The 20,678-nt window shown below is 40.8% G+C and carries 16 protein-coding genes; 10 read left to right on the top strand and 6 right to left on the bottom strand.

All coding sequences use genetic code 11. The annotated features are described in order from the left end of the window. Positions 1–217: 217 nt before the first annotated feature. From lpdA to ampD, 6 genes are all read right to left on the bottom strand, one after another. On the bottom strand, positions 218–1,648 hold the full coding sequence (lpdA, locus tag H5125_RS09265) for a dihydrolipoyl dehydrogenase (RefSeq protein ID WP_101087717.1): 1,431 nt from the start codon (positions 1,646–1,648) through the stop codon (positions 218–220). A gap of 199 nt (positions 1,649–1,847) precedes the next feature. After that, positions 1,848–3,845, bottom strand: coding sequence for a pyruvate dehydrogenase complex dihydrolipoyllysine-residue acetyltransferase (gene aceF / locus H5125_RS09260; RefSeq protein ID WP_182744095.1), 1,998 nt, complete (start codon positions 3,843–3,845; stop codon positions 1,848–1,850). Between the two features lie 11 nt (positions 3,846–3,856). Continuing rightward, the gene (aceE, locus tag H5125_RS09255) at positions 3,857–6,523 is read right to left on the bottom strand and encodes a pyruvate dehydrogenase (acetyl-transferring), homodimeric type (protein ID WP_182744094.1); all 2,667 of its coding nucleotides are present in this window, start codon (positions 6,521–6,523) and stop codon (positions 3,857–3,859) included. A 91-nt stretch (positions 6,524–6,614) separates the two neighbouring features. Continuing rightward, positions 6,615–7,367, bottom strand: a complete 753-nt coding sequence (pdhR, locus tag H5125_RS09250; RefSeq protein ID WP_101087720.1) for a pyruvate dehydrogenase complex transcriptional repressor PdhR — start codon at positions 7,365–7,367, stop codon at positions 6,615–6,617. Positions 7,368–7,705: 338 nt separating this feature from the next. Then, positions 7,706–8,557, bottom strand: coding sequence for a beta-lactamase regulator AmpE (gene ampE, locus H5125_RS09245; RefSeq protein ID WP_162024076.1), 852 nt, complete (start codon positions 8,555–8,557; stop codon positions 7,706–7,708). A gap of 123 nt (positions 8,558–8,680) precedes the next feature. Then, positions 8,681–9,241 (bottom strand): 1,6-anhydro-N-acetylmuramyl-L-alanine amidase AmpD, encoded by a 561-nt coding sequence (gene ampD, locus H5125_RS09240; protein ID WP_182744093.1) that lies wholly within the window; start codon positions 9,239–9,241, stop codon positions 8,681–8,683. A gap of 416 nt (positions 9,242–9,657) precedes the next feature. On the opposite strand from ampD, the gene nadC reads away from it, so the two are divergent. From nadC to mutT, 10 genes are all read left to right on the top strand, one after another. Next, positions 9,658–10,536 carry a carboxylating nicotinate-nucleotide diphosphorylase gene (nadC, locus tag H5125_RS09235; protein ID WP_101087723.1) on the top strand — a complete coding sequence of 293 codons (879 nt, stop codon included), beginning with the start codon at positions 9,658–9,660 and terminating at the stop codon, positions 10,534–10,536. Positions 10,537–11,447: 911 nt separating this feature from the next. After that, entirely contained in the window at positions 11,448–11,867 is a 420-nt protein-coding gene (locus H5125_RS09230; protein ID WP_182744121.1) for a pilin, read from the top strand. Positions 11,868–11,926: 59 nt separating this feature from the next. Then, positions 11,927–13,891: a sulfatase-like hydrolase/transferase gene (locus tag H5125_RS09225; protein ID WP_182744092.1), complete on the top strand. Its 1,965-nt coding sequence runs from the start codon at positions 11,927–11,929 to the stop codon at positions 13,889–13,891. Between the two features lie 94 nt (positions 13,892–13,985). Next, the gene (pilB, locus tag H5125_RS09220) at positions 13,986–15,692 is read left to right on the top strand and encodes a type IV-A pilus assembly ATPase PilB (RefSeq protein ID WP_182744091.1); all 1,707 of its coding nucleotides are present in this window, start codon (positions 13,986–13,988) and stop codon (positions 15,690–15,692) included. A 105-nt stretch (positions 15,693–15,797) separates the two neighbouring features. Beyond that, entirely contained in the window at positions 15,798–17,057 is a 1,260-nt protein-coding gene (locus H5125_RS09215) for a type II secretion system F family protein (protein ID WP_182744090.1), read from the top strand. A gap of 29 nt (positions 17,058–17,086) precedes the next feature. Further along, a complete protein-coding gene (locus H5125_RS09210; protein WP_182744089.1) occupies positions 17,087–18,013 on the top strand; it encodes an A24 family peptidase in 927 nt (308 codons plus the stop codon). Next, a complete protein-coding gene (coaE, locus tag H5125_RS09205; protein ID WP_182744088.1) occupies positions 18,010–18,639 on the top strand; it encodes a dephospho-CoA kinase in 630 nt (209 codons plus the stop codon). Before H5125_RS09210 ends, coaE begins: the two co-directional genes overlap by 4 nt. Then, entirely contained in the window at positions 18,632–19,366 is a 735-nt protein-coding gene (gene zapD / locus H5125_RS09200) for a cell division protein ZapD (RefSeq protein WP_182744087.1), read from the top strand. The genes coaE and zapD overlap by 8 nt, the downstream gene beginning before the upstream one ends. A 42-nt stretch (positions 19,367–19,408) precedes the next feature. Then, positions 19,409–19,621 (top strand): DNA gyrase inhibitor YacG, encoded by a 213-nt coding sequence (yacG, locus tag H5125_RS09195; RefSeq protein WP_162024085.1) that lies wholly within the window; start codon positions 19,409–19,411, stop codon positions 19,619–19,621. Between the two features lie 22 nt (positions 19,622–19,643). Then, positions 19,644–20,039, top strand: coding sequence for an 8-oxo-dGTP diphosphatase MutT (gene mutT, locus H5125_RS09190; protein ID WP_182744086.1), 396 nt, complete (start codon positions 19,644–19,646; stop codon positions 20,037–20,039). Positions 20,040–20,678 lie beyond the last annotated feature (639 nt).

Raw genomic sequence — 20,678 nt, 5'->3', positions numbered from 1 at the left:
AATGTTTTAACATTATTTTAGTAGGAAAGTCACCCCCGATTGAATCATTATTCGATTCGCTTTCTATTCTGCTAAATCAACATGTTGTGAAATGCCCTATAACGTAATATAACTCACACATATTAATCATTAAGACTAGCCTAAAATATCAGAAAAAAGACAAAAAAAAGCACCCCAAAATGGAATGCTTTTTTTAAGGCTATTTAGTCAGCGTTAATTACTTCTTCTTAACCGCTTTAGGGTTAGGTAAGTCAGTAATTGAACCTTCATACATTTCAGCCGCTAAGCCTACAGACTCATGCAATGTTGGGTGAGCATGAATCGTTAATGCGATATCTTCAGCATCACAACCCATTTCAATTGCTAGGCCAATTTCACCTAATAATTCACCGCCGTTAGATCCAACAATAGCACCACCGATCACGCGATGAGTCTCTTTGTCGAAAATTAACTTAGTCATACCTTCACTGCAATCTGAAGCGATTGCACGGCCGCTTGCAGCCCAAGGGAAAGTTGCGGTTTCGTAAGCAATACCTTGCTCTTTCGCTTCTTTCTCAGTTAAACCGACCCATGCTACTTCAGGATTAGTATAAGCAATTGATGGAATCACTTTAGGATCGAAGTAGTGCTTCATGCCCGAAATCACTTCCGCTGCAACATGACCTTCATGCACACCTTTATGAGCCAACATAGGCTGACCAACGATATCACCGATAGCATAAATATGCGGTACGTTAGTACGTAACTGCTTATCAACGTTAATAAAGCCACGTTCATCAACATTCACACCTGCTTTTTCAGCAGCTAAAGACTTACCATTAGGTGAACGACCAATTGCGACTAAAACAGCATCGTAACGAACAGGTTCGGCAGGTGCATTCTTGCCTTCCATTGTTACGTAAATACCGTCGTCTTTTGCTTCAACTGCGGTCACTTTAGTTTCAAGAATAAGGTTAAACTTCTTCTTGATTTGCTTAGTGAATACACGGACAACGTCTTTATCTGCAGCAGGAATAACTTGGTCAAACATTTCAACCACGTCAATTTTACTGCCTAAAGATGAATACACAGTACCCATTTCTAGACCAATAATACCGCCACCCATCACTAATAACTTACCAGGCACTTCTTTCAGTTCAAGTGCATCAGTTGAGTCCCAAATACGTGGGTCGTCATGTGGAATAAACGGTAATTTAATTGGACGTGAACCCGCTGCAATAATGGCTTGTTCAAACTGAACAACAGTCACAGTGCCATCTTCAGCAGTAACTTCTAAGCTATTAGGGCCAGTGAACTTACCAAAACCATTAACCACATCAACTTTACGCATTTTAGACATTCCGCCTAAACCGCCTGTTAATTGGCCAATGACTTTATTTTTAAAGCTACGTAATTTGTCTAAATCAATCTTTGGCTCACCAAAAACAACACCATGGTCAGCAACAATTTTGGCTTCTTCAATGACTTTTGCTACGTGCAATAGTGCTTTTGAAGGAATACAACCAACGTTTAGACACACACCACCAAGGGTACTGAAACGCTCAACAATTATGGTGTCTAAGCCTAAGTCAGCAGCACGAAACGCCGCAGAATAACCTGCTGGGCCTGCTCCTAGTACGACTACTTGAGTTTTGATTTCGTTACTCATGATTTCCTCTAATCTTGTTCATTCCGTGTGAAAGACGGATCGGCCCAAATGTCGATGTCGCCAGCTTGAAACTTACGTTTCACTTCCAATTTCTTTCAATTGTGGACTAAAAAATTGGGATGGGCGCATTTTATACTCAAATCAATTTGTTTGAAACCGATCACAATAAAAAGGTCGCTCATATGAGCGACCTTTGTGGTTATAAAATCAATGTACGAATGTCTGATAGTATCGCAGACAAGGTCACACTAAAGCGTGCAGCCATTGCGCCATCAATAACGCGATGGTCATATGACAACGATAACGGCAACATTAATTTAGGTTCAAACTCTTTACCATTCCACTTTGGCTTAATTTCAGATTTTGATACACCTAAAATCGCCACGTCTGGGTAGTTAACAATCGGCGTAAACGCCGTACCGCCAATACCACCTAAACTTGAAATGGTAAAACAGCTACCTTGCATGTCAGCAGACTTAAGTTTGCCGTCACGAGCACGGATAGAAATGTCGGTTAACTCACGCGACAATTCAACAATGCCTTTCTTATCAACGTCACGTACCACCGGAACCATGAGGCCATTTGGCGTATCAACAGCAACACCAATGTGGAAGTACTTCTTCTGAATAAGCGACTCACCATCAGGGCTCAAACTAGAGTTAAACACTGGGAACTCAGCTAATGCTTTGGCGACAGCTTTCATCATGAACACTAGTGGAGTGATCTTGTAATCCGCTTTCTTCTTCGCGGCAAGGTCGTTCTGCTGCTTACGGAATGCTTCCATCTCAGTGATATCAGCTTCGTCAAACTGGGTGACATGTGGAATAGTTACCCAGTTGCGATGCAAGTTAGGACCAGAGATTTTCTGGATACGGCTTAGTGGTATTTCTTCCACTTCACCAAACTTACTGAAATCAACTTTAGGCGCTGCAATCACGTTTAAGCCACCGGCACCACCAGAAACCGCTGTAGCAGCAGTTGCTTTAGGGCGTGATAATTCGTATTTCACAAACGCTTGCACGTCTTCTTTCAAAATACGCGCTTTACGGCCAGTACCAGAAACCTTGGTTAAATCAACACCAAACTCACGCGCTAAGCGACGTACCGCAGGCGAAGCATGAACAACGCCAGTTGACGCAGTCACTGCAGCACTTGGGTGAAACGGCACTGGTGGAGTGGATGGACGATTAGCCGCCATAGTTGGCGCGGCTGCCGCTGGAGCGGGCTCTGCTTGAGCAGGAGCAGCTTGCGCTACTGGTGCAGAGCTAGTGGTTTCAATGGTCGCAATTAAGCTACCTTGAGACACTTTATCGCCCACTTTAACCGTTAACGACACTAATTTACCGGCAAACGGTGCTGGCACTTCCATCGTAGCTTTATCTGTTTCAAGGGTAATTAACCCTTGATCTGCAGTGATTTCATCACCAACCGAAACCAACACTTCGATAATATCAACATCATTGGCGTCGCCAATATCAGGCACATGAATTTCTTGTACTTGAGTTGTCGTTGCGGCTTGTGCTGCAGGGGCCTGAGCCGCTTGAGCAACCGGTGCAGCGGCTTGTGGCGCAGATGCAGTAGGTGCAGCTGCAACAGGCGCAGAACCAGCAACTTCTAGCGTGATAACCAATGAACCTTCAGACACTTTGTCGCCAACGGCCACTGTCACTGATTTAACCACACCCGCTTTAGGTGACGGTACGTCCATGGTTGCTTTATCGGTTTCTAAGGTAATTAACCCCGTATCAACGTCAATGCTATCACCAACAGCAACTAATACTTCAATGACTGACACGTCTGTGTCTCCGCCGATATCAGGTACTTTTACTTCAATCACTTCTGAGCTACCAACACTTGGTGCGGCAACTGGCGTAACTGGTGCAGGAGCTGCTGCTTGTGCCACTGGCGCTTCAGCTTTAGGTGCTGGCGCAGCTGCTTCGGCTTTAGCCGGTGCAGCGTTAGCTGCACTCATCATCGCAATCAAGGTACCTTCAGAAACGGTATCACCGACAGCGATTTTTAATTCTGCTAACGTACCAGCAAAAGGTGCTGGAATGTCCATGGTCGCTTTATCACTTTCAACTGTAATGATTGATGCTTCTTTTTCAAGATAATCACCAACCGCAGCACAAATTTCAATAACCTGTACTGCATCAGTATCGATGTTAGGAACCAAAACTTCTTTTAATTCAGCCATTTTGTATCCCCTTACGCGAACTGTGGGTTAATCTTGTCAGCATCAATACCATATTCAGCGATGGCTTTAGTCAACACATCAACAGGCATTTCATTACGATCAACAAGAGACTTCAGTGCCGCAATAACAATAAACTTAGCGTCTACTTCAAAGTGGTGACGTAAGTTTGCGCGGCTATCGCTACGACCAAAACCATCAGTACCAAGTACTTTATAGTCTGTCGGTACGAAAGCACGTAATTGCTCGCCGTATATCTTCATGTAGTCAGTAGCCACAATCGCTGGCGCGTCTGCAGATAATACTTGGCTAATATATGCTTGCTTAGGTTTTGCTGTTGGGTGCAACATGTTCCAACGCTCAGCAGCCTGGCCGTCACGAGTTAACTCGTTAAAGCTAGTTACACTGAATACGTCAGCGCTTACGCCAAAGTCTTTTGCTAATGCTTGTGCAGCTTTACGCACTTCTTCAAGTATCGTACCGCAACCCATTAACTGCACTTTACCTTTACCACTACCGGCAACGGTTTCAAGCTTGTAAATACCTTTGACAATACCTTCTTCGGCACCGGCTGGCATTTCTGGCTGAACATAGTTTTCGTTCATTGTGGTTAGGTAGAAGAAGATATCTTCTTGATTTTCGCCATACATACGACGAATACCATCTTGTACTACAACTGCAATTTCATAACCGTAAGTTGGATCGTAAGAGATACAGTTTGGAATAGTGTTAGCCAATACGTGGCTGTGACCATCTTGATGCTGTAAACCTTCGCCGTTCAATGTTGTACGGCCTGAAGTACCACCGACTAAGAAACCACGAGCGCGCATGTCGCCAGCAGCCCATGCCATGTCGCCAATACGTTGGAAACCAAACATAGAGTAGTAGATGTAAAACGGAATCGTTGGCATGTTATTGACTGAGTAGCTAGTTGCAGCTGATACCCAAGATGACATTGCACCTAATTCGTTAATACCTTCTTGTAAAACCTGACCGGTTTTATCTTCACGGTAGTACGCCACTTGATCAGAATCTTGTGGGATATATTTTTGGCCTTCGTGAGCATAAATACCCACTTGACGGAATAAACCTTCCATACCAAAAGTACGCGCTTCATCAGGAATAATCGGCACAATACGCTTGCCAATACCCTTGTCTTTCAATAACGCGGTTAATACACGTACAAACGCCATCGTTGACGAAATTTCACGGCCATTAGAGCCTTTCAAAATCGAATCAAAAATTTTCAATGAAGGAATGTCTAACTCTTCAGTGAACTTTTCACGACGTTGCGGTAAATAACCTAATAATGCTTCACGACGACTCTTCAAGTATTTCACTTCTTCAGAGTCTGGACCAGGATGATAGAAAGGCAGATCTTCTAGCTGGTCATCAGGGATCGGGATATTGAAACGATCGCGGAAGTAGCGAATAGATTCAGCGCCCATCTTCTTGACGTTGTGAGCGATGTTTTTACCTTCGCCTGCATCACCTAAACCGTAACCTTTAACGGTTTTAGCTAAGATAACGGTTGGGCGACCTTTAGTTTTCTGTGCATGTTCAAGTGCAGCGTAAACTTTAACAGGATCATGACCACCACGGTTTAAGCGCCAAATGTCATCATCTGACATGTTAGCAACCATTTCTGCAGTTTCAGGGTACTTACCAAAGAAATGCTCACGCGTATACGCGCCGCCTTTGGCTTTACAGTTTTGGTATTCACCGTCTACGGTTTCTTCCATTAACTGTAATAATTTACCGCTAGTATCACGAGCCAATAACGGATCCCAATAGCGTCCCCAAATCACTTTAACCACTTCCCAGCCTGCGCCGCGGAATTCGCCTTCAAGTTCTTGGATAATTTTACCGTTACCACGTACAGGACCATCAAGACGCTGTAAGTTACAGTTAACGATAAAGACTAAGTTATCTAATTCTTCACGAGCAGCTAAACCAATAGCACCTAATGCTTCTGGCTCATCACACTCACCGTCGCCTAAGAAACAGTAAACAGTCTGCTTAGAACAATCTTTTAAACCACGGTCAGTTAAATACTTTAAATAACGCGCTTGGTAAATCGCTTGAATAGGACCAAGACCCATCGATACCGTCGGGAACTGCCAATAAGTAGGCATTAACTTAGGGTGTGGGTACGAAGAAAGTCCTTTGCCATCAACTTCTTGACGGAAGTTAGCCATTTGTTCTTCAGTAATACGGCCTTCAAGGAACGAACGCGCATAAATACCAGGTGCAATATGACCTTGGAAATACACCAAATCACCACCGTCATGCTCATTAGGCGCACGGAAGAAATGGTTAAAACACACATCGTAAATTGTCGCACTAGACGCGAAACTTGAAATATGGCCACCCAGCTCTAAATCTTTCTTAGAACCACGTAACACCATAGCCAAAGCATTCCAACGAATAATCGCCCGAATACGGCGTTCCATTTCTTGGTTGCCAGGCATGTTTGGCTCTTGGCCTGCTGGAATAGTGTTTAAATACGCAGTTGTCGCGTTATACGGTAAGTGAGTACCGTTACGGCGAGCTTTGTCGATTAATTTTTCGAGTAAAAAGTGTGCACGTTCAGGCCCTTCTTGCTCTAACACAGCTTGTAGAGCATCAACCCACTCTTGGGTTTCTGATGGGTCTAAATCTTGAAGCATATCTTCAGACATCTCGCAGTCCTTCTCTATATACGGATTATATTTCGGCTTTTTGCTGCTTGTTGACACAGCAAAAGTGTATTCTTATTCAAAGTGACAAGTGCTACACGCCGCTCTTTAAACGGCGCAAACTACGTTGCAACCGACTGTCTTCTTCCCTTACTGACAACATGACTTCTTCTATGTAGCTTAGGTGCTCATTCGAAGCTTCACGTGCAGCGTCTGGGTCCCGGCGTATAATCGCAGCCAGTAACGCGCGTCTGTGATCATTTGCCATGGTGGAAGCTTCTTCGCGTATGCTTAAAAGCTCCAGATTTTGTGCGACATTTTTGTGCAGCACAGGGGTTAAACTTAATACTAAATGCAACATAGCAACATTGTGTGACGCCTCAGCAACCGCACGATAAAAACGTACAATGGCAGCAGCTTTAGCCTCAATATTCGTCGCAGCTTCTACTTCAATAATTCGTTTTTGAATATTCTGCATATCCGAATCGGTGCCACGCAGCGCAGCATAATACGCCATCATGCCTTCAGTGGCGTGACGGAATTCGAGTAAGTCATACTGACTTTCAGAGTCGTTATGCATTAATTCAACGATAGGATCGGCAAGGCTTTGCCACAGTTGTTCTTTAACATAGGTGCCACCGCCTTGACGACGCATGAGCAACCCTTTAGCTTCTAATTTTTGAATCGCTTCACGTAAAGAAGGACGAGACACTTCAAATTGCACCGCGAGTTCGCGCTCAGGAGGTAGTTTCTGACCAGGCTGCAAACTGCCTTCTAGGATCATCCGCTCTAATTGCTCCATGATCACATCAGAAATTTTTGGCTGGTTAATCTTAATATAAGCCATGTAGCGCTCTGCTCCCTAAACAAGCAATTGTCAATTGGTCTTACCAATTAATATGAGAGAGCGCACTTTATCAAATCATACAAGCCGTGTCTAGTTATCAGCAAACCGACAAAAGAACACCGCTTTGTTTAAAACGCTCAAGCCCAGAGCATAACTGATATTTATGCTTAAGGGGTCAGACCATTTATCCGGAAGTCCTAGAAACTAGAGCGCTACGCTTCTAGAGGCTATAAAATCTCAGCAGCGAAGCTGTCCTAGAATCTTAGCAGCGAAGCTGTCCTAGCAGGACGAAGTACGCCCTAGAAGCGCAGCGCACTATCCGCTTAGCGCCCTAGAGTCTAACTAACAAATCCAAAAATGGTTAATACCGAAACCATGGTTAGCAGTAATACAAAGTTACGCTTACTTAATGCCAGTAATGCCAAGGTAGATTGCACACTCAACGGCGCATCTCCAACTTCAGGTAAAGACTCTGCCGCAACAGCAGTATGGGTCACTATCGTTTTAGCATCGGTATTGACACTTAAACCATATTGTCGCCAAACGCTTAACCCTGAACTAAACTGACCACTTAACACATAACCAAAACTAAACACTCTGCTTGGCAACCAATCAAATATCATTTGTAAACGGTCGACCAATGGCATTTCAAGCTTATTCTTACTGTTGTACTCACTATAAAAACGCACTGTACAATATAAAACTGCACCTACTGGGCCTAAAAATATCAAATACAACGCCACAGCACCGTAATAGCGGTAATTAATCCACGCCACCATTTGGCCCACTTTGCGGCCTAAATCCTGTTCGTCCACTACATCCAAATGCTCTGTAGAGTCCAACTCGCTAGCGTAACAGTAACAGGCTTGTACATCTCCGCGGCATGCCGCTTGAATATACTGTTTAAACACAATTCGTAATGTTTGGTGACTAAAGCAAATAATCGATATCAGCACCCAAAACAACAAGCTCAATAAATCAAAAAAAATGCCATCAAGCAGAAAACTGATCAACAACACTAATAAAGCAGGCAACACGATGGCAATCACCACACCGAATGGTGATTTTAGCGATTGGCTATCCCAAAACTGCTTTTGGTAACGCGTCATCACACTATCGAACTGCCAACCACTCGGCAGAAGCTTCATACGCTCAACTAGAATTGCCACTAATAATGAAAATAACGCCATGAATATCCTTTTAACTTCAATTCAGTTGTTGCTATCGCCATTAAAGAACCGTTTTTACGTGGGCGATGGCTACAAATGCTCTCAGCAAATGCGACCAACAACAGTTATGTCCACAAGACTAGCCTAAGCAACGGCAACGGCAATGGCTTGCTTATATCGAGGCCAATCAAAACTAAAACCTGGGTCTGTTTTACGCCCTGGTGCGATATCACAATGGCCAACAATATTATTTACGTTAATCATAGGATACTGCGCCATTAACTCAAATGTTAACAGCATTAATTGATGATATTGCTCATCGGTATAACCACTACTATCGGTGCCTTCTAGTTCAATACCAATTGCAAAGTCGTTACAGCCTTTACGCCCGTTGAACTCAGAGATACCAGCGTGCCATGCTCTGTCATCACAACTCACATACTGCACCACTTCACCATCGCGGCGAATTAAAAAGTGTGCCGAGACTTGCAAACCTGCCAACTCAGCAAAACTGTCGTCGGCCTCAATATCTAAGCAGCCTTGAAAAAGTGCATCAATGTGCGGTAAGCCAAAACACCCCGCCGGTAAACTAATATTGTGGATCACCAACAAACTCACCTCATCTGTTGGCCGTGAATTAAAATGGGGCGAAATACACTTTTTAGCGCTGGCTAACCAACCTTGTTTTAATAAGCCTTTTGCCATATTCATCCTTTAAACATAACGACATAACCTCAACCAGAGTTAACAATAGGATTTAAGCCAAAACGAGAATAATTGGCCTATTGGATATCAAACTTGTCATTTGCTTAGTTAACAAAGTGCTGCCACTTATCATTAGCAGTGCCAGTAGCTGGTCTATTGTATGTCAATGCAACACAGTTAGCGGAGCAAAGGACAGTTCGATAACCGTTTATTATCCCAAACTAAGGTTATTTAACCATTCTCAATCTGAATTTAACAGTATTAAACGGCCATACCCATGCTGAAAATTGCCGACTGGGTAGTGTCAGTATCTAGCCAAGTTATGGTAATCTTTAACAAATGCTTTCTGTAACAAACACTCCGTTGAATGCAGATACTGTTTAGCCTTATTACACTCTTTAGCAAGGATTTTGCTTATGTTAGAAAACGACATCCGTCATGCAGTGCAAACAGCGCTTGATGAAGACTTAGGTCACACAGCCCATAATACCATTCACGATATGCTCAATGCTGATATTACCGCTCAGCTTATCCCTGCAGACAAACACGTTTCCGGCGCGTTAATCACCCGCGAAGATGGGGTTTTTTGCGGTAAAGCGTGGGCAGAGCAAGTATTTAATCAACTGGGCAGTGAGGTCGTGCTGCATTGGCATGTTGATGACGGTGACTTAATTGTAGCCAATCAATTGTTATGCGAACTATCTGGCCCAGCACGCGCGATTTTAACTGGCGAACGTACAGCAATGAACTTCATTCAAACCTTATCAGGGGTAGCCAGCTTAACAAAATTGTACGTTAATAAACTTGCAGGTACCCATACTCAATTGCTCGATACCCGTAAAACTATTCCTGGTCTTCGCACCGCCCAAAAATATGCAGTAACCTGCGGTGGCGGCAAAAACCATCGCATTGGTTTATTCGATGCGTTCTTAATCAAAGAAAACCACATTATGGCTTGCGGTGGCATCTCACAAGCCATTACAGCAGCACGCGCTTTAGATGGTAACAAGCCAGTAGAAGTGGAAGTAGAGTCTCTTGATGAGCTCACCCAAGCACTTGATGGCGGAGCAGATATCATTATGCTCGACAACTTTGACGTCACCATGATGGTCGACGCAGTCAGCCTTAATAATCGTTATAAAGATCAAGCTAAAGGCGCAAAATTAGAAGTTTCAGGTAATGTCACGTTAGACACCCTAGCCACCTTTGCACAAACTGGCGTTGATTATATTTCGGTAGGCGCACTGACTAAACATGTCAAAGCGTTAGATTTGTCTTTGCGATTAAAGGCTTAACCCTTATATATTCTAGGTTCTAGAGCGGACTGCGTCCTGCTAGGTCGCTGCGCTTCTAGTGACAGCTTTGCTGCTAAGATTTTATAGCATCTATCAGCGCAGCGTTCTAGAACCTAGGCTTTTAGCTTAGCGATAAACCTGTCACATCCGCCATCAGAAAAAGCGCCAATAAACCGACATTGTTGCATTTTTGTCAAATAATTTTTCCTCTATGCCTAGCACGTCAAAAAACATATAGAGTATAATGTGCGGAAAATGCGAAAGCAGAGCATTTTTAGACATTTATTTTTAATTTGTATCATAAAACTATTCCTTTTTTAGGCGGTTTATACTAACGTCTAATGTAGGCGAGTTGGCCTTTCGGCCATGTACTGCAATACTAAAGTTGCAAAAAACGTCTATTTTTTATCAATCACGTAACATTGATTCAACGGCTTGTTAGTGATATTAATATTACCGATTAATAAAACGAGCGTTTACACTAGCATTGCAGCTCAGCCGAAATGCAATACTGACACAATAAAGTAAGTAGCTTGTTACTATCTATAAGTGATGGAATTTACTGTCCAATGGATAACAAACATAGCGATGGCTAAACTGTAAAACTTGTTATACTGAAAATGTTTCATAGGTTTAGCCCTCTAAAGCACATTTTTAGAAAAAAGAATTAACAAACCTTGTCATCATGGACACATAAAACTTAAATCATTGCACACAATGGTATGAGTAATATGCACAAGCGACGACATAAACGACATCGTGACAATTAATGTCACATATTTGTGTCTGTAAGGCCTTAGGCATATGGATTGCCATTTAGCACACTCAACTATAAACAAGTGTGCTAAAACTCTAGGATTGAAACTGCCACAGCCTATTTTACGGAGAGAAAAATGAAAGGTATTAACCAAATCAAAAACGCTAAGGGTTTCACTCTTATCGAATTAATGATCGTAGTCGCAATTATCGGTATTCTTGCTGCAATCGCACTGCCTGCTTATCAAGACTTCACTAAACGTGGTCATGTTACTGAAGGTTTAAGCCTTGCTGCTGGCGCTAAAACTGCTGTTACTGAATATTACGCCTCAAAAGGCACAGCCCCAACATCTAACTCAGTTGCAGGGCTTTCTGCTGCATCATCAATTAAAGGGAATGCTGTAAAATCTGTTACAGTTGGTACTGCAGGTAAGATTAGTGTTGTTTTTGATACTACTTTAGTTGCGAGCGGTAATTTAATTTTAACACCCACTTTTTCATCTGCTGGTAATGTAGAGTGGAAATGTACTGACAGTACATTGAATGACAAATATTTACCGGCAAACTGTCGCTAATTTGACAATATGATAAAAGGTAGCAAAATTTGCTGCCTTTTATATTTAAAGGTTTTTTAATGCGTATCCATAGCTTTATTAGTTTTATTTTATTTTTAACATTCTTTTTTTTTGCTTTGATAAACAACAACATTTTTATAAATGAGATATCTGCAGACTTGGTTCCTACTTTAAAGGCTGCACTAAAAAGTATAAATTTCGTTTCATCTATCATCAAAACTATTTTTACCAGTTTAATAATAATATTACTGTGTGCATATTTTTCTTTTTTGATAGAAGTGTCATTTAGAATAAAAAATATAATTAACAAACAGCTTTCAATTATTATGTCGTGGGTTATATTTTTACTAGTAGCATTTAGTTTAAACAGTTTAATTTACCCTTTTTCACCTACTAGCTATGAGTTTTTAATAAAAAATGACCTCCCTTTTATTTTAGTTACTCTCTCGTGCGCATTAATACTTTTAGCTATAGTCAATCATAAACGACATATCATAATTTTAACATTAATCCTACTTTGCCTGTTTTTACCGATTCAAGCTCCTACTCTGAAAAATTTCTCAGCAGAAAAAAATGTTATAATCGTAGGTGTTGACTCACTTAGGCCAGATGTACTAACAATCAATGGATTCAAAAATTCCGTAACACCTAGCATTGATGCATTTATAAATCAGGCTCAATATATTCCAAATGTATACACACCTGTTGCAAGAACTTTCGTTTCTTGGACTTCTATTTTAACAGGGAAATACCCAGTAGAAACTAATGCCCGCTTTAATTTAACTCCTTTAGAAATTGTTGATAAAAATTCAAGTATAGCTCACTTACTAAGCGAAAATGGTTATCAAACTGTATGGGCTCAAGATGAAAGGAGATTTAACAATATTGATGAGAGCTATGGTTTTCAAACCATCATAGGCCCCCCAGCAGATGCTGCAGAGTTTCTAATAACTAGTTTAAATAGCATACCTAGCGTATCACTATTTTTAAATCATACATCACTTCGGTTAATTTCACCGTACATTTATAACAACCGATCTGCATGGTGGACGTACGAACCTTTGAATTTTGTTCAAGAAATAGCAAGTGAAATTGATAAACTAGACGAAAAAAAACCAGTTTTTCTTGCAACACATTTAACCTTACCTCATTGGCCTTTTAAAAGTGCTCGATTAACTTTCCCAGCCAAACATGAATTTGATTCAAGTAAACCAGATGAATATTTATACTTATCAATGTTAGCTCAAGCTGATGAGCAATTTGGAAAATTATTAAATGAATTAAGCAGGAGAAATATATTACAGAACTCAATTGTAATCATTTTATCAGATCATGGTGAAAGCTTTGGAAATAAAGATGATGGACCTACTAGTTTGTTTGAAAATGCAAATTTTACTGTTAACTCTCAAGGGCATGGCACAAATGTATTAAGTAAAAGCCAATTTAAAGTAATGCTGGCTTTTAAGAATTATTCTGAAAAAGAAGCTGTTTTTACTGCCAGCCAGAACAAAAATTATTCATTAATAGATGTGACTCCAACTTTAATTAAAGTGCTTGGTTTAAAAAAAGAGAACACAATGACCGGGTTGCCAATATCAAAAACAGAAAAGTCAAGGGAGATATATTTAGAAAGTTCTATAAACCCATTAGTCATGTCATTAGGTAAACTACAACTATTACAAACCTTAGCTAAGGGTATAAATTTTTACACGGTTGCACCAAATGGAAAACTAATAGTAAAGGAGGCTATATATAATGAGAGTATTGCAGCAAAGCAGCGTGCTATTATTATAGATGAGGAATTATTAGCTACTTTTCCTGATATGCAAGATGAAATGATATACGTAAATCTATCATCAAATACTTGGCAACCTGCTAGCACCGTAGACAACCATCAAAAGATAGCAAATATGTTCAAGCAGTTGTGTTCACAATACATAAAAGATGTAAATAAAGGTTTATTCCAGCAGTGTAATAACGCAGATATGTTTTTAGAATCCATTTATATTAAATGGCAACATTAGCTTCGATAAAAGTCAAGATAAGAATTACGATACAGAAAAATTCTGTTATTATTTATTGAGACGTACCAAAGAATTTTTTGAAAAAGGTAACACAATGGCATCTGCAGCACTCCACCTTGGTTTATCAACACTTTTTATTCGTAAGAATATATTAAGTGAAGAGCAGCTTGCTGCAGCTATTAGTGATTCAAGAAAAACAAAGCGATCATTGGTGACTTCATTGATTCAAAATAAGACACTTTCTGCTCGAGAAATTGCTGAACTTTGCTATGAAGAATATGGGACTCCATTACTTGATTTAAGTGAATTTGATGTAGCTGGAATCGCAGAAGAATTGCTCAATAAAAAGCTCATAGAAAAACATAAATGCTTACCTCTATTCAAGCGTGGTAATCGTCTTTACATCGCCACATCAGATCCAACCAATATTGCTGCTCTTGAGGATTTTCAATTTAGTTTAGGCTTACATGCTGAGGCAATTTTAGTTGAAGATGACAAACTCCTAAAAATTCTTGAGAAGATCATCGAAGATGATATCTCGGGTTTGGACTTAGCCGGCGCAGATGAAGAAGCCTTGGCCAATATGGAAGTGGCAGATACTGAAAGGCGAGATGAACCAAGCGGTGATAGTAGTGACGATGCGCCTATTGTAATCTATATTAATAAAATTCTCACCGATGCTATCCGAAAAGGCGCCTCTGATTTACATTTTGAACCTTATGAAAAACGCTATCGTATCCGCTTTCGAATTGATGGTATTTTGCATGAGGTATCCGAACCTCCAGTCAATCTCTCCAACCGCATTTCCGCCCGTTTAAAAGTGATGTCGAAACTGGATATAGCCGAGCGCCGAGTTCCACAAGATGGCCGTATTAAAATGAAGCTGTCGCGCACCAAATCTATCGATTTTCGTGTCAGTAGCTTGCCGACCATTTGGGGCGAGAAGATCGTAATGCGTATATTGGATTCATCTTCCGCCCAACTGGGTATTGAAAAACTCGGTTATGAAGATGATCAACGATTATTATACGAAGAAATGCTTGCCAAACCGCAAGGGATGATTTTAGTCACCGGCCCTACAGGTTCTGGTAAAACAGTCTCCTTGTATACCGGCCTCAATATTCTTAATACTGAAGAGCGTAATATTTCTACTGCTGAAGATCCGGTCGAAATAAATCTTGAGGGTGTAAACCAAGTCCACATTAATTTAAAAGCTGGTTTAACTTTCGCATCAGCACTTCGCTCATTCTTACGTCAAGATCCCGATGTGGTGATGGTGGGTGAAATCCGCGATTTAGAAACAGCCGAAATTGCCATTAAAGCGGCGCAAACGGGTCACTTAGTGTTATCAACCCTGCATACTAACTCGGCTGCAGAAACCTTAACCCGCTTAATCAACATGGGTGTTCCCGGTTATAACATTGCCAGCTCTGTAAACTTAATTATTGCCCAACGGCTTGCCAGACGTCTATGCCCAGCATGCAAACATGAAGAAGAAATCCCAGTTGCTGAAATGCAACGTTTAGGCTTTACTGAAACCAATATTGCAGAAGGTTTTAGCGTATTTAAACCGGTCGGTTGTGAACTGTGCTCCGGTGGCTATAAAGGCCGAGTGGGTATATACGAAGTCATGAAAATGAGTGATGAAATTGCTCGCACGATTATGGAGGGCGGCAACTCTCTCCAAATAGCCACCTTGGCCAAGCAACAAGGGATGCGAGATTTACGTCAATCAGGATTACTCAAGGTCATTCATGGCGTGACCAGTATTGCGGAAATTAACCGTGTCACCAGCTTTTAATTCGTCTATAGTCGATTATAGCAAATTAAACATTTAAAATTATAATTCTCTATTTATAATAATGATTTAATGTGTATACAGCGAAATAATAAAAGGATTGGTTGCATGGCCACGACAACAGCAAAGAAAAAGCCAAAGGCGAAAAAAAAAACCAAACACCAACCTAAGGTTTTTACTTACCAATGGAAGGGTGTTAATCGTGATGGTCAACGTACTTCTGGTGAGTTGAAAGGATCCACGATTGCTGAAATCCGTAGTGTGTTAAAAGCACAAGGTGTCACCCCTAAAGGGGTGCGTAAAAAGTCGGCGCCTTTATGGAAAACAGAAAAAAGTATTACCGCAATGGACATTGCGATGATTACCCGACAAATTGCCACAATGCTTGCTGCTGGTGTCCCATTAGTCACAACTATTGAACTTCTTGGCCGTGGCCATGAAAAAGCTAAAGTCCGAGAATTACTCGGAACGATTTTATCCGATGTCCAATCAGGTATTCCACTTTCAGATGCACTGAGACCTCACCGACGATATTTTGATGATTTATATGTCGATTTAGTCGCTGCTGGCGAACATTCTGGCTCACTCGATGCAGTATTTGATCGTATTGCGACATACCGTGAAAAAGCTGAACAATTAAAGTCAAAAATTAAAAAAGCTATGTTTTATCCTGCTGCTGTCGTAGTTGTAGCAATTGCTGTTACGTCGTTATTGTTGCTTTTTGTTGTGCCCCAATTTGAAGATATATTTAATGGCTTCGGTGCAGAATTACCGGCATTTACTCAAATGATTATTGGTATCTCGCGCTGGTTACAAAGCTCATGGTACTTCTTTGTAATAGCTATTGTTATCGGGATCTGGCTTTTTAGACGAACTCATCGTAATTCTCAAAGTTTTCGCGACCGAATTGACCAAATAGTACTGAAGATACCTGTAATTGGTGACATTCTTCACAAAGCGTCTATGTCGCGTTTTGCTCGAACCTTATCAACAACCTTTGCTGCAGGCGTACCATTAATTGATGGTTTAGAGTCTGCCGCAGGTGCTTCTGGTAACTATGTGTACCGTAAAGCACTATTAAAGGTTCGCCAAGAAGTGATGTCGGGTATGCAGATGAATGTTGCCATGCGCACCACTGGCTTATTTCCAGACATGCTAATTCAAATGGTGATGATTGGTGAAGAATCGGGTGGCTTAGATGAAATGCTTAATAAAGTGGCTAACATATACGAAATGCAAGTTGATGATGCAGTTGATGGCTTATCTAGCTTGATAGAACCGATAATGATGGTAGTCATTGGTACTTTGGTTGGAGGCCTTATTGTTGGTATGTATTTGCCTATTTTCGAAATGGGTAACGTTGTTTAATTAATAACGAATAAGATTAATTATAAAAAATGACTGAATTTATCACAACTTTTATTACAACAATGACTCAATACCCTTGGGTCTTTGTTTCGATTAGCTTTATTTTTGCGGCCACCATTGGCAGTTTTCTCAACGTAGTGATCCACCGTTTACCGGTGATGATGAAACGTGAATGGCAAAGCGAATGTAACTTTTATCTCAACGAATATCATCCTGACATTGTCAAACAAGTAGGCAGTGAGCGTTTACAGAAAGCCATCGATCCCTTTCCGGAAAAGTACAATCTGGTAGTGCCAGGTTCTGCCTGCCCTAAATGCAAAACCAATATAAAGCCTTGGCATAATCTGCCAATATTAGGTTGGCTGATGCTTAAGGGTAAATGTGCCGATTGCAAAACCAGCATTTCAAGCCGCTACCCTATTATTGAGCTATTAACTGGTGTATTAGTTGCCGCATTAGCCTGGCATTTTGGCCCTACATGGCAATTTGTGTATGCCAGTATTCTAACGTTTGTGTTAGTGGCGTTAACAGGCATCGATTTGGATGAAATGCTGTTACCAGACCAACTCACGTTACCAATCCTGTGGTTAGGATTAATCATTAACCTTAAAGGCATTTATACTAGTCCTGAAGACGCTATTATTGGCGCTGCTGCAGGGTATTTAAGTTTATGGTCGGTATTCTGGTTATTTAAATTAGTCACTGGCAAAGAAGGCATGGGATACGGTGACTTTAAACTATTAGCAGTTTTCGGTGCTTGGTTAGGCTGGCAAATGCTGCCATTAATTATCTTACTGTCTTCACTAGTAGGTGCTGTAGTGGGTATAACCATGATTATGACTAAACAACTTAATAAAGGTAACCCAATCCCTTTTGGTCCTTATATTGCTGCTGCAGGCTGGATAGCGTTAGTATGGGGACATGACATTCTTAATTGGTATCTTAGTACGTTATGAGATTAAACAAGTATGTTGTTGGGTTAACTGGCGGTATTGCCAGTGGTAAAACCACCGTGGCTAACTTATTTGCAGAATATGGCATAGACTTAGTGGATGCAGATGTTATCGCCCGAGAGGTGGTATCTATTGGCTCTGACGGTCTAAACGCGATAGTACAACACTTTGGTCAGTCACTACTTCTAACCGATGCTAGCCTTGATAGAGCAGCTCTACGAGCACAGGTATTCGATAATCCTCAGCAGCGTCTGTGGCTTAATAATTTACTCCATCCAATGATCCGCCAAAAGATGCTCGACCAAGTGCAAGCATCGACTTCTGCATATGTAATAATGGTAGTGCCCTTGCTATTTGAGAATCATTTAGATAGTTTAGTTGATACTACTTTGGTTGTAGATATAGCACCAGAGTTACAGATTTCAAGAACGATGCAACGTGATGGTGTCAGTAAACAACAGGTAGAGCATATTCTGGCGAGTCAAATGACTCGAGAGCAACGACTTGCTAAAGCTGATAACATTATTGATAATCAAGGAGAATATGAGCTGTTGCGCAGTCAAGTACTTCGTCTGCATCAACAATACTTACAACAAGCAGCCGATTTAGAAACTAACGTCAATGACTGATTTAATTTATGAACAACCATTAAATGAAAAAATACGCAGTTATTTACGTATAGAAAACCTTGCCCTACAGTTGCAACAGCATGCCGAACAAGATAATCAACATCAATGTTTTAGCCCTTTATTTGCTCTTGCCGAACTAACTGAACGTTGTGATTATCGCACCGATATTTTAAAAGATATTGAAAAACAGATTCAGATAATTTCTCATTGGCGTGCCCACTCAAATGTAGATAATGCTCAAGTGGATCAACTCACCCAAAGACTTATCGCGCTAAAATTACCACTGCAAGCACAAGAAAGAATTGGCTGTAGCCTTAAACAAGACAAATTTATCTCTGCATTACGACAGCGCTTCAACATGACTGGCGCATACTGTAATTTCGACTTTCCACAGCTGCATTTTTGGCTTGGCAAAGACTGGCAACATCGACAGCAAGATATCAAAAGTTGGCTTATTCAATACCAGCCTCTACTAGCCCCAATCACATTACTTCTGGAACTGATTCGAACGACAGCAGATTTTGGTCTATGCCAAGCTCCAGTGGGTTTCTACCAAGGTAACTCAGTTCAACCTCTGGCATTAATTCGAGTACAAATAAATTCCAATCAAAACTGCTACCCTACCATCAGCGGCAATCGAAATCGTTATGCCATTCATTTTGTAGATTTCGATATACATCGTCATACCAGTGAAACTGTTGAGTTCTCACTAGCAACCTGCACATAAACACTTTAACATCACTAGTAATATAAATAACCAAGAATGATTATGCCTTTAACAGTAGTAAACTGCCCAATTTGCAGAACCAAAGTTGAATGGAAAGATGAATCCCTATTTAAACCTTTTTGCAGCGAACGCTGTAAATTGATCGATCTTGGCGACTGGGCCAGCGAGAAGCATGCTATTCCGCTGAAGAATAGTATCGATCCAGATATGCTTGATGACATTGGTTTTGATGAAGGTGACTTCTTTAAACAATAAGTTGAAATGATAGGGGCAACACTTGCAAAAAAGAATTCATGTCGCTGTCGGTGTCATCATTAATCAAGATAGGCACATTTTACTGGCTAAGAGGCTCGGACACCTTCATCAAGGTGGAAAGTGGGAATTCCCTGGCGGTAAGGTGGAAATTAATGAAACGGTTACTGAAGCGTTAATTAGAGAACTCAAAGAGGAAGTTAATCTTGATGTAGCTAATTCAACTCCCTTCATGGACATCAGTCATGATTATCCAGATAAACACGTCAGACTTGATATTCATTTAATTACTGAATTTTCAAACCAAGCTAAAGGCATGGAACAGCAGCAAATTGAATGGGTGCCGATACATAGTATTGCAGAATACGACTTCCCAGAAGCCAATCAGCCTATCGTAGAAAAGATATTAGCTGAACTCTGAAATTGTCCCTCCCTATTTGTATACCGATCTGAAACAATAAGTCCATTGCTAATAAAGTAATGGCCTTAAAACAGATATTTTCCTGCCTTGAAAAAATTCATAAATACTCCTTCTCTATCAATATTCATTGGAGTATTACATAGCGCCGTAATTAACCATTGTTTAGTCATTTTAAAACGTTAAGTCGATAAAAACGTGGTCATAGTTATAACGACTATCTGACTACATCAATAGCCGAAATGACAGCCTAAACACGTGCCCCTAGTACAGATTAAATTGACCAGCGAGTTAAAACACCTTTACTTGCGTATTTCTGAGATTTAACCGTTGCCGTGACGTTGATGCTTTTATAAGATGATTGATAAGAAGGTGATGACCTATTAGATAAAATAATCAATATAAATGGCAAAGCTACACTGGTGCTAAAGATGTAGGTTGAAAATCAATTTACGAATATTTCAAGTCCATCAGGCGCCTGGAAATGACCTACTCTTTTATCCCCGAAGGGGACGCCCTGTAATGGTCAAGTATTTCTGGAGAGATTTTAAGCCGCTTTTTTTAACTCATTATATTTTTGATGTGGCGTCTTATAATCTATTGCTGAATGTCTGCGTTTGTAATTGTAGAACTGGATATATT

It is taken from the genome of Shewanella sp. SR44-4, assembly GCF_014163715.1.
Lineage (GTDB): Bacteria > Pseudomonadota > Gammaproteobacteria > Enterobacterales > Shewanellaceae > Shewanella.
This window is presented reverse-complemented; position numbering and strand designations above follow the sequence as displayed.

Coding starts and splice junctions, on each gene's coding strand:
- pilB (WP_182744091.1), top strand. CDS start 13,986: ATGGCATCTGCAGCACTCCACCTTGGTTTATCAACACTTTTTATTCGT.
- lpdA (WP_101087717.1), bottom strand. CDS start 1,648: ATGAGTAACGAAATCAAAACTCAAGTAGTCGTACTAGGAGCAGGCCCA.
- coaE (WP_182744088.1), top strand. CDS start 18,010: ATGAGATTAAACAAGTATGTTGTTGGGTTAACTGGCGGTATTGCCAGT.
- nadC (WP_101087723.1), top strand. CDS start 9,658: ATGTTAGAAAACGACATCCGTCATGCAGTGCAAACAGCGCTTGATGAA.
- ampD (WP_182744093.1), bottom strand. CDS start 9,241: ATGGCAAAAGGCTTATTAAAACAAGGTTGGTTAGCCAGCGCTAAAAAG.
- aceF (WP_182744095.1), bottom strand. CDS start 3,845: ATGGCTGAATTAAAAGAAGTTTTGGTTCCTAACATCGATACTGATGCA.
- ampE (WP_162024076.1), bottom strand. CDS start 8,557: ATGGCGTTATTTTCATTATTAGTGGCAATTCTAGTTGAGCGTATGAAG.
- zapD (WP_182744087.1), top strand. CDS start 18,632: ATGACTGATTTAATTTATGAACAACCATTAAATGAAAAAATACGCAGT.
- pdhR (WP_101087720.1), bottom strand. CDS start 7,367: ATGGCTTATATTAAGATTAACCAGCCAAAAATTTCTGATGTGATCATG.
- yacG (WP_162024085.1), top strand. CDS start 19,409: ATGCCTTTAACAGTAGTAAACTGCCCAATTTGCAGAACCAAAGTTGAA.
- aceE (WP_182744094.1), bottom strand. CDS start 6,523: ATGTCTGAAGATATGCTTCAAGATTTAGACCCATCAGAAACCCAAGAG.
- H5125_RS09225 (WP_182744092.1), top strand. CDS start 11,927: ATGCGTATCCATAGCTTTATTAGTTTTATTTTATTTTTAACATTCTTT.
- H5125_RS09215 (WP_182744090.1), top strand. CDS start 15,798: ATGGCCACGACAACAGCAAAGAAAAAGCCAAAGGCGAAAAAAAAAACC.
- H5125_RS09210 (WP_182744089.1), top strand. CDS start 17,087: ATGACTGAATTTATCACAACTTTTATTACAACAATGACTCAATACCCT.